Genomic DNA, 10,770 nt, shown 5'->3' with positions numbered 1-10,770 from the left:
TCGCCGCCCAGGAGGCCTTGGTGGAGGCGGCGGCCGTTACCCACCGCCTCTCCGACGCCCGCTACCGGGGCGGGGTCGACAGCTACCTCGCCGTCCTCGACGCCCAACGGGCGCTCTACGCCGCCCAACAAGCCCTCATCACCGTGCGGCAGGCCCGCCTGGCCAACCGGGTGACCCTCTACCGGGTGCTCGGGGGAGGGGCGTGAGCGCCGGGGGGCGCCCCACGACAGGAGGATGAGTACCGCGCGAGGCCCCCTTCCCTGCTCCGTCGGAGAAGCGCGTCCGCCCTCACCCCCCCTCCCGAGAGCTCCCTATCCCTCGGTCACCCCTCCACCCTGGCGATGCTCCGCTGGGAACGGTGCGGCCGGCGCCGCGCACACGTTTCCTTCTCCTCCCGCAAGCCCTGTTGTATCCTCGCTGCCGCGGGAGGGACCATGGCCGACGTGCTGGTGTGCTGGCTCGGAAACACCGACCTCAAGGCCGCCCAGGGCGATCCGGCCGCGGGCCTGGGCCCCATCGGGCGCGCGGTGGCCGCCCGGCCCTTTGGCGCCGTCCACCTCCTGAGCGATTACCCCAAATCCCGCTTCGCCCCCTACGCCGCCTGGCTCCGCACCCAGACCTCCGCCCCGATTCGCGTGCGCGCCGAACCCCTTTCGGGCCCAACCCGCTTCGGCGAGATCTACGAGGCCGCGGTCCCCGGCACCTCCGGGGCCCTCGAAGCCACCGCCCCCGGTGCAACTCCAGTCAGTCGACGCTGCACGACAGACCTTCAGGACGGTGGTTGGAGGATGGCCCGCCGGAATGGCATTCCCGCAGGGTTGGCCAGCGGTCAGTCACATGGCGTGTCTGGTAGGAGGGAGGGAACATGATCTTTGGGGGGCTCGATCCGCGGGACGTTGGGGCTGTTCGACAGGGTGTAGAGGCGATGCTCCGGAGGCGCGACGCGCTGGGGCTCGGCTCTGCACCCTGGTCCCTTGCGGAGATCAAACCCGACGCAAAAGACTACGAGTGGCTCTTGGCCTGGGCGAGAGCCCTGGCCCTGGATACGTGCGACGCGTGGCTGCGGGGCGGCGCCGGTGTCAGTGGCCTGACCCGGGAGGCGACCATCGGCGCGCTGCTGCTCTTCCTGGCATCGGAACAAGGTAGGCGGGAGGCGACGGAAGGCCACATCTGGCCGGCCGTTCTCGGCATCGGGTTCCGTCCTCGGGTCCAAGCGCGACTCTTTGTCAACAACGGTCAGCCTACCCAGGACCACAAGGATGCTCTGGAGGCTGCCGCTCGCCGCCTGAATCTTCGCCACGTGTTCGGGGTGGAGGGGCTGCAGAACTGGTTCGACACGATCTTCCTCCAGTTCGGATTTACTCGTCGCGGCCTGCTTCTCCGACTGCCGCACTGGCTCGCTGGACAGGGGCATACCCAGAGTATTCGTCGACTCCTGAGCAACGGTGCGCTCCGAAGTGCTGGGTTTCGGAACCTGTGGCAACGGCTTCGGGACTACCGCCTGAACAACATTCGGGAGCCATCACTTCGCTCGGCCATCCAAGACACGTGTTGGCTTCTTCCAGAATGGAGCGACGATGCGGTTCGCATCACCCGGACAAAGCTTGATCTGGGAACGGCCCGCGACGTGGTCAGCGTCTCGGATACCGAGCCTCTGCCGTTCTTGTCCCCGGCCACGCTCGAATGGCAGGCGCCCCACGCCCCCAGTTTCCGATGTTCCGTCACCAACCTTGCGGCCCTGGATCTGCCCGAGGACACGTACAGGCTCCAGATCGGGGGGCGTATCATCGGCCCCATCGTGCGCCAACCGGACGGAACGTTTGCGGGAGTTGGATTTGAGGATGTGCCGCTGGTTTCGATGTCGCCAGACGTCAGCGCCCATCTTCTCCAAGACAACGGAAATCCAGCACAGAGCAGCATAGTCCGCCTCTGGGACCCCGGAGAGGACGTAACCGTCTTCCGCCTTCCCGCAGGCACTCGAGTGAAAGACCCCTGGAACGACCGGTTGCACACGGCGCAGTCCCATGCGCTTCTTCTCGCCCAGGACCTTCGGCCGGAGCCCCGGCCGGCCGTGTGGCAGGCCCTGGGGAACGATTGGAGGATCTGGCTGCTGCCCCAGAATTGGTCGCCGGACCTGAAGGTCTTCCTGTGCGCCGATGTGCTCTGGGCTCCTGTCCTGAGCAAGGAGAGGGAACCGGCGTGGGCGCAGGGTGTTCAGGCGTCCGCTGGGAACGGCGGCACGGTGCGGGTGGGTTCGCCGTTTCGGCTGGAGCTCCGACATCCGCCGGACGTGGAGATTCGCTTCGTCAGGGGCGGCACGGTGCCCCTCGATCTGGCCCGCACAGGGCCGGGGACCACCAGCGCCGGCCCCATGCCCTGGGATTCATCTCTCGCCGCAGAAAAGATGACCGTTCGGATCGGAGCGCGCCGGGGAGCCGAGTCTTGCACGGTCCACCGGTCCGTTCCGATCTGTCCTTTGGGGGTGGTGAAACTGGGTGCCGATGGGTGGAAGGCGGTGTCGGCCTCCGCTCCTCTCTCGGTGGAGGAGGCGCAAGCAGGCTCCTTTCGAATGTTTCCGCCGCCGGCCGTCGTCTGGCCGCGGGATCTGGCCTTGCTCGAAGGCGACGCCTGGGTGGGGCGGGTGAGGCCCCGCCCCTGTCCCCTTAGCGCCCTGAGCGGCTGGGGCGCGCGGCTCGTCGTGCGGCGGGGCCCATACAACGCGGTCGAGGATGTGCTCGAAGTCTCCAGAGAGGTGTTTTCGCGAGGGATCATCGAAGACGTGGACTTCTGGTCCGAATCGCCGAGGATCCGCGTGCGGGTCCGAAGCCCGATCGAGCCCGCCCCCGGGCACGTCCTGGTCTGGTGGGCGGAGGACGGCGAGATCGCGTGCACGGAGGTCAAGCTCGAAGGCGCTTGCGGAGGCAGTGCCTGGTGGTCGGCTGATGGCCCGGGCCAGGACCCGCCGTTAATCGCTGTGGCGATTGCCTACCGCGGGGAGCGGATCGGCGCGTGGTGGGTTGCCTCCTGGGCTGACTCGCTGCGCAAGGCATCCGAAGAAGACACACAGTTCCTGGCAGGGATGATGCGGTGGTTTCATCTGCCCGTCCTTGCCGGCCAGGCGCGCCGCCACGTGCGAGAGTTCGCCCAGCGCTTTCCTGCCGATGTTCTCGCGGCGTGGCTCCTGGCCCAGCCGCCGGCAGACGGCCTGACGATGCCGGGGCTGGACGAGGGTTGGCTCTCCGCGGTACGCGCCCTCTACTGGGACTGGCGCCCCGCTGTCGAGGAGGCGCACGCGGTGCTACTGACCCTGTCCGGTGCCGCCGAGCTCGACGGTGAGGCCGTCTGCGCCGCCGGACGGCGCCTGCATCGCGCCGATCCCGTGTTGCTCTGCCGCATTCTGCAGTCTTGGTTTGCGGGGTACTGGGTGCCAGCACACGGGGATGCTGCAGCAACGACCATTGTGGCAGAACTTCTCCTCTGCCTCGGGGAACTCCCCGACCTGCTGCAAATGGATGCCACAGCAGACTATCTTCGCGCCTCAGTGGCCGAGACCCTGGCCGTCGATCCGAACTTTGTGGGCCAGGGCTTGGTCGACAGGGCCCGGCGGCACCTCAGCGGTCAACCCCTGGAGCTTCACGACCGCTTCAACCTGGGGCTGACACTGGGCGTGGAGCCGTTCCGACGGCTCCTGGCGCTGCGGCTCCTCCCCCTGACGCTTCCAAGAGGCTGAGATGGCGCAGCTCGACGCACTCGCGCTCTCCGAGGCCGTTCGCCGCCGGCTGGTGGACTTCGCCTTGGACGACAACTTCGTCCGCGACCCGCGACTCACCGAGATCTGCCGACGGCTCTGGTCTGGCCCCGGCGCGTCTGGAGGCTTGGTCGGCGATCTGTGGGTAGAGGGCGCCTTCCCGGCCGAGACCGCAGAGGAGTCCCTCGGGGACCTTACCGCCTCGGGGCGGTTCGACCGGGCGCTCTGCGAACACCTGGACGGCCGAGGGGCCGTCCCGAAGCACCGGCCGCTGTATGCCCACCAGAGGGACGCCATTCTGGCGAGCCAGCCGAGCGGCGGGGCGCCCCGGCCAGCGTTGGTGGTCACCGCGGGAACCGGCGCCGGCAAGACCGAGAGCTTCCTCCTCCCTATTTTGAACGAGCTCTGCTCCTCCCCGCGCCAGGGGCCCGGCGCCCAATGCATCATCCTCTACCCCATGAACGCCCTCGTGAACGACCAGGTAGACCGCCTCCATAAATGGCTGCAAGGGCAAGAGCGGGTCACCCTGTTCCACTTCACGAGCGAGACCCCGGAGGACCACGGGGCTGCCAACCGGGCCGGTGTGCCGAGGTGGGACCCATCGCGGGTTCGGACGCGCCGGCAGGCCCGCGGCCTCGAAAACCGCGAGGGCCGCCCCCTGCCGCCGGACGCCCGAGGCCCGATCCCCGACGTCTTGATCACCAACTACTCGATGCTCGAGTACATGCTCTGCCGCCCTCAGGACGCTGTCATCTTTGGGCGCGGTGTGCGGGCGCTGGTACTGGATGAAGCCCACTTGTACACCGGCACCCTGGCCGCGGAGATCACACTCCTCTTACGCCGGGTGCTCGAACGCTGCGGCGTGGCCTCGGACGACGTCCTCCAGATCGCCACCTCCGCTACCCTCGGCACCGGCGATCCAGCCGAGCTTCGCCGCTTCGCCTCCCAGATCTTCTCAAAGGAAGAGGCACGGGTATGCGTCATCCGCGGCGAACCGATGCGGGTGGCCCTGGAGCCTCCCTCGCCACCCGTCAAGGCTTCCGGGCCAGAGCACTTTGACACCCCTTGGCTGCGGGGCCCGACCATCGTGCAGACGCCGGACGGCGAGCCGCAACTCGCCGTCGATGCCGAATCGTGCGAGGCTCTGGCCGACAGGCTGATCATCCTGGCGGGGGCCGATGCTGTCGCAGCCGCGAAAGCTGAAGGCCAGGGGCAGCCTGCGGTGCTCCTTCACAGTGCGCTCGCTCGTTCTCCCCTGCTCCACCGCCTGGAGGATGTTCTCTGGAGGCGGCGGTGCCTCTCTTTGCAGGCGCTGGCCGAGGACCTGTGGCACGTTGGAAATGCCGTCGCAGTGCGAGCCACGGTGGTGCTTCTCCAACTGGCCGCCTCGGCGCGCCGCAGCCCGGGGGAGTTCCCGGTGGTGCCGCACCGCATTCACCTGCTCGCCCGGGCAACGGATGGCCTCTTCGTGTGCCTCGACGAACACTGCCCCGCCGGCCCAGAGCTCCGACTGCCGCCTTTCGGTGCCGTCGGCTGCGGTTATTCCGATCGCTGCCCGACCTGCGGAGGGGCTCTCCTGACGCTGTTCCGCTGCAAGAACTGCGGCGACTGGGTGCTGGGCGGAGTTCACGCCGACGGGAGGTACCTGCCGGCCCCCAGGCCTGAGACACCAGGTATCCAATTCCTGACGCCGCAAGAGGGGCTGGCCAGGGCAGCGTTCCTCGTGAATGGCAGGAACGGAGCCATCCGCGGAGGAGGCCGCGGAGGCGTGTTATTGCACCACGTCCGCACGTGCCCCTCTTGCGGCGAGGACGACTTTCGCCCCTTCCACTCCTCACAGGCCTTGACGCTCTCGGTCTTGGCCGAGACGGTCCTCGCGGGGCTACCGGCCCTTGCCGCGCCTCACAACCCCTGGCTCCCGGCTCGGGGCAGGAGGCTTCTGGCGTTCAGCGACAGCCGCCAGGAGGCGGCGCGCCTGGGGCCCGGCCTCATGCGGCAGCACGAGATCCAACTCGTGAGGGCGGCATTGGTGCGTTGCTTGAGGGACAGCCCGGTGGCGGATGAGGCCATGATCGGCTACCTCCGTGACACCATCCGACGGCTGGAGGCCGAGGTTGCCTGGGCGCAGACTCCGGCCGTGCGCGACCAGATTCGCAGGGACCTGGAGGTGAAGCGCCAGGAGCTTGCGGCTGCCACAGTGGGAGGTTCCTTCCGGGAGTGGCTTGCGGCGCTGGAGCGGTCGTCCTTGGCGCACGAGTTGCTGGGCTCCGACCTGGGCGAGAAACATAGGGCCAGCGAGTGGTCGCGCCGGACTCAGGCGGAGTGGGATGTCAACTTCCAGCAGGTCCGGGAGAGGCTGCCGCACCTGCTGGCGCGAGAACTAGCAAGGCCTGCTCGCGCTCAGGCAACCGTCGAGACCCTGGGCCTCGCAGAGGTGACATACCCCGGCCTGGATGCGGCCTCCCCGCCCAACTCACTCCTCGGCGTCCTGCCCAATGAGGAGGCCCGGCGCTCGCTGGCAAGCGTTTGGCCCACGTTTCTGCGAGCCCTTTGTGACTCCCTTCGCGCCGATGGTGTCGTCACGATGGGCTCCCGCGAGGAGGATGACGCATTCCAATTCGGGGCTGGGTGGATCGGCCGCTGGTGTGCCGTTGAGACAGACCGTGGGCCTTTGCTTCAGCGGTTTGTGGGGGCCACGTCTCGACAGCTCCGTCGGGCGTTTGCGGCAGAGGTGCTAGGGAAGTGTGGACTGTCAAGGGGCAGAGCAGAAGACATGGCCGCCGACTTGCTCCGCTACTGCCACGCGCAGCTTTTGGAGCTTGCTGGTCGGCTGCCCTGGTTGGAACGGGGGCAGCGGCAGTCCCTAGAGGGACCAGTGGAGGCGGTGCGCATCCGGATTCCGGAGCTTGGTCTTCGCCCTTCAGGAGAGCTCTATCGCTGCCCTCGCACGGGACACGTCTGGAGCTACGAGGTGCTGGGCTGCGCGCCGGCGGCCGGTTGCACCGAGCTGAAACCGGTGACGGCGGAGGAACTCGACGCCGATCCCAGGCACGGGCGTCAGCGCCGCGAGCTTCGGGACTCCCGGGTGTTCGCCCTGGGGCTGTGGGCAGAGGAGCACAGCGCCCAGCTCTCTCCGGCCGAGAATCGACGCCGGCAAGACCTTTTCAAGGCTGGGGTGCGCAACGTTCTGAGCTCGACCACCACCATGGAGCTCGGCATCGACATCGGAGGCCTCACTGCCGTCCTGATGAGCAACGTGCCGCCGGGCAAGGCAAACTACCTTCAGCGGGCGGGGCGAGCCGGGCGACGGGCCGACGGCTCGTCGCTTGCCGTGGCCTTTGCGCGGTCCAGGCCTTACGACCGGGAGGTGTTCCGCCGCTTCGACGACTACCTGCGGGCAGAGTTCCGCAAACCCCTGGTCTTCCTCGATCGGGCGCGGGTGGCGCGCCGCCACGCCCACGCCTACCTCCTCGGCGAGTTCTTCCGAACCGTGTATCCGCCCGGGGCCCACGTGGGCGCCATGAACGCCTTCGGCAACATGGGAGTCTTCTGCGGGGTGCCGCTGCCTCCTTACCGGGAGCGCGGACCACGGCCTGGGGTTGGAGAGCCTGTAACCGCGTGGGCCGTCTCGGCAGGGGCCCCGTGGGTCGATGAGGGTCGGCGCGAACCCGGGCTTGTGGGGCACTTTGGGGACTATCTGCGCTGGATTGCCGGGCATGGAGAGCGTTGGGCTCGACCCCTGCTCCAAAGGCTCCTGGAGGGCACCGGCGGAAGACCCGCATTGGAGTCCTGGGCATCTTTCGTCGAGAAGGTACGAGGGGATTTTGAGGAGGCGGTTCAAAGCTGGTTGGCGGAATACCAGGAGCTGCTCCTGGGGTGGAAATCGGTGCCGGAGGACGGTGCCAGGGCTCGCGCGCAGTGCAACGCCATCCGGTACCAGCTTCGTGCCTTCTACGAGACCACGGTGATCGAGGCCCTGGCGGACCGGCAGTTCCTCCCCCGTTACGGGTTCCCCATCGGTCTCCAGAAACTCCGCGTCGTCTCTGTAGAACGGGATGGGAACCAGCGGCCCAGAATCCGAGAAGAGGACCAGTACCGGCTCGAGCGGGGCGGCCTGCTGGCCCTGCGGGAGTATGTCCCGGGCTCCCAGATCCTGGTGTCCGGCAGAGTCGTCACCTCGCGGGGACTGCTCAAGCACTGGACGGGCGCGAACGTGGACAACTACCTCGGGTTCCGGGGACTCCACGCGGAGTGCCGGAACGGCCACTTCCACTACACCCTGACCACCGACGGTCTGGGTGCCTGTCCCATCTGCCGCGCAGCTCCTGGCGGGTCCCCGCACCAGCTACTCCTGCCCCGGCATGGTTTCAGCAGCGCGGCGTGGGACCCGCCCCGCCTTGGATCAACCCTGACGCGGGTGGGGACCACGGAGCAGGCGACCATCGCCTTTGCTGCCCAGACCGCGCGGGAGGATGCCTTCGTCGAGATTCCTTCCTTCTCTGATGTCCCGGGGCTCTTGGCTCGCTATCGGGAGGCAGGGGAACTGCTGGTGTACAACCGGGGTGAGTACGACAAGGGCTTCGCCGTGTGTCTCCAGTGCGGGTACACGACGAGTGAGGTGGAGTTCGGAGAAGGGACCTTGAACCTGCCCTCGGGGTTCGATACCCACGCCTCGCTCAGCGCGCCCAGCGCCTATGCTTCTTGCTGGCAACCCGCTCCGGGGTCCGTGCTCCGAAACCAGACCCTGGCGGCCCGCCAGCCCACGGACGTGCTAATGCTCGACTTCTCGGGCTGCCTCGGCGCAGAGGCGTCCGACCCCGCGGTGGTCACTACCCTGGGCCACGCACTGCAGATCGCGGGGGCGCACCTCCTCGAGCTCGATTCCCGGGAGCTCGGCGTGCTGACCGTGCCCGCCGGCAGCGGCGGGCACACCTGGGGTGCCGTTCTCCATGACAACGTGCCCGGAGGCGCAGGGCACGTCTTCGAGCTCATGAAGCGTGGCCGTCCGTGGTTGGAGGCCGCGAGAAGGGCGCTCTTCGTCGATGAGCACCACGACGCGCGCTGTGAGACCGCCTGCCTGGACTGCCTGCTCACCTTCGACGCCCAGGTAGCCATCGACCAGGGCCTGTTGCAGAGGCGGAGGGCACTCGTCGCTCTGGACCAACTATTGGTCGGAGTCGTCGGCGTTGCACCGGAAGCACCTACAGCCGAGGCGAAGGTTCTGACGCCGCCCGCCCGAACTTCAAACGAGGAGCGCCTGGATAGGGCAAGGAAGCGACGAAAGCTCCGGTGAGGAACCCACGACTTGACGGAGGAAGTCTTGACTTCGGAGAAGATCGAAATCGGACGCCGGGAAGACGAGTTTCAGACCCAGTTCCCGGACTCCTCTTCTCCCCCCACCCTCCTACTCCCCTGGCGCCTCGACCCCGGTTTCCGCGACCTTTTCGCCGGCCTCGGCTTTCGCGTGCTGTGGGCGGAGACGCGAGAAGGGGCGCGGGAGCTGCTGGAGGCTGAGGCGCCGGATCTGGCGCTGGAGTACTCGGAGGGGCCGGGGCACCTGCCGGTGCGGGATCTCTTGCGGGAGTGCGGGCGGGGGACGGCGCTCTTCTACTGCCAGTCCGCCCTCATGTCGCCCCCGAGGGAGCTCCCCGAGGGCGGGTATTTGGGTTGGATCGACTTCGGGTTCGACAGCCTCGCCGAGATCCTCGGGTGGTTCCGGGACGCCCTGGACGGGGAGAAGAGGCGGTGGATCGAGGGGCGGATCGACGGGCGGACCGATCGGGTTGCGGAAAGGAGCGGGAGCCCCTCGGGCCAAGGAGGCGATCCCTGAAGATGGCACGGAGCACGGGTGCGCAGTCTGCGCTGCAACGCCGCCGAGCCCACGGAACTCGACGCAGGTGCCCAGCGCGCGGGGGAGACGACCACGGACTGTGCCCCTCTTCACCGCCGGAGCCAACCAGGCCAACCTCGCGGTGGCCGAGGCCGACCGGGCCCGCGTCAGAACTCCGCGATGGAGAGTCCCAGGGCCCTGCCGGCGGTCACCATGACACGGTCGGCCGTGGCAAGGACGCCCGCCTGGACATCCCTCGCGATGGTGAGGTGCATCGCGTCGAGCGTGCGAAGAGGAACCTCTGCCAGTACGGCCATGAGGTTTACTGCCCCGGCGGCAAGGCCGTCAGGGAATGGGTGGCACACCAAGGCCCCGTGTCGGATGTCGTCCTGGAACGTGGCGAAGACCTCTGCCTCCAGCTCCGGGCCAATGCTCCTCTCCCGACGCCTGCGCGCGAGAAGACAACGCATCTCGATCACCGTGAGGTCGCTGATCTCGACCGGCCCGTTCTCCTGAATGTACGCCTCGACTGCCTCTGAGCTCTCTTCATTGAGATACCACTTCGCCAGCGCGCTGGTGTCGAAGTAGACGGCGCCCAGCTCACCGGCCATCCCTGTCCTCCCGGACGAGGACCTCACTGCCCACCCCCAGCCTGGGCATCTTCTCCCGAAGCCCTCTGTGCGAAGGGATCGGCCGCTTGCGCTCCAGAGGGACCAATCGCGCGACGCCCTTTCCCCGGCGGGTGATCAGCACCTCACCCTCCTGTTCCAACAGGCGATCGAGATGGGACAGGGCCTCGCGGGCCTCACGGACACCCAGCGCTTTCATCGGGACTCCCGCTTCCATACGTTCACGAAAGGCTTCATGTGCCACAGTGACACAAAATGTAGCATATCAGGCATCCTCGGGGAAACAGGAGAGATCCGCTGGCCTCCGGCCCGACGCGCGCCTCTACGTCCTGGGAATCCGGGTGGGGCGCGACGAGGGTAGCCCTGCGCTTCATGGCCGGGGTGGATTCATCTCCCCAGTTCCCGACCCGCCGCCGCCAGGATGCGGGCCCGAAACGCCTCCGGGCGGTCGAGCACCGCCATCTCGATGCGGGTGGCGAGCACCGGCAGGGGGAGCGGGAGGTGGGCCAGGAGGCGGACGCCGTCTTTTTCGGTGGTGACCAGGGCTTGGGCGTTCATGAGCC

The 10,770-nt window shown here is 67.9% G+C and carries 7 protein-coding genes; 5 read left to right on the top strand and 2 right to left on the bottom strand.

Annotated features, from left to right (window positions below):
* From AB1578_18070 to AB1578_18050, 5 genes are all read left to right on the top strand, one after another.
* Positions 1–206: TolC family protein (locus AB1578_18070; protein MEW6489801.1), on the top strand; the 206-nt coding region annotated here is incomplete at its 5' end.
* Between the two features lie 228 nt (positions 207–434).
* Positions 435–869, top strand: coding sequence for a hypothetical protein (locus tag AB1578_18065; GenBank protein ID MEW6489800.1), 435 nt, complete (start codon positions 435–437; stop codon positions 867–869).
* Positions 866–3,730: a hypothetical protein gene (locus tag AB1578_18060; protein MEW6489799.1), complete on the top strand. Its 2,865-nt coding sequence runs from the start codon at positions 866–868 to the stop codon at positions 3,728–3,730. Before AB1578_18065 ends, AB1578_18060 begins: the two co-directional genes overlap by 4 nt.
* A 1-nt stretch (position 3,731) precedes the next feature.
* Entirely contained in the window at positions 3,732–9,041 is a 5,310-nt protein-coding gene (locus AB1578_18055; protein MEW6489798.1) for a DEAD/DEAH box helicase, read from the top strand.
* A gap of 27 nt (positions 9,042–9,068) precedes the next feature.
* Positions 9,069–9,578: a hypothetical protein gene (locus tag AB1578_18050; GenBank protein ID MEW6489797.1), complete on the top strand. Its 510-nt coding sequence runs from the start codon at positions 9,069–9,071 to the stop codon at positions 9,576–9,578.
* Positions 9,579–9,745: 167 nt separating this feature from the next.
* On the opposite strand, the gene AB1578_18045 is transcribed toward AB1578_18050, so the two are convergent.
* Both AB1578_18045 and AB1578_18040 read right to left on the bottom strand, forming a co-directional pair.
* Complete coding sequence (locus AB1578_18045; GenBank protein MEW6489796.1) at positions 9,746–10,189, bottom strand: type II toxin-antitoxin system VapC family toxin; 444 nt, start codon at positions 10,187–10,189, stop codon at positions 9,746–9,748.
* A complete protein-coding gene (locus tag AB1578_18040; GenBank protein MEW6489795.1) occupies positions 10,179–10,406 on the bottom strand; it encodes a type II toxin-antitoxin system Phd/YefM family antitoxin in 228 nt (75 codons plus the stop codon). The genes AB1578_18045 and AB1578_18040 overlap by 11 nt, the downstream gene beginning before the upstream one ends.
* Between the last annotated feature and the right edge of the window lie 364 nt (positions 10,407–10,770).

The organism is Thermodesulfobacteriota bacterium (assembly GCA_040756475.1).
Classification (GTDB): Bacteria; Desulfobacterota; Deferrisomatia; order Deferrisomatales; family JACRMM01; genus JBFLZB01.
This window is presented reverse-complemented; position numbering and strand designations above follow the sequence as displayed.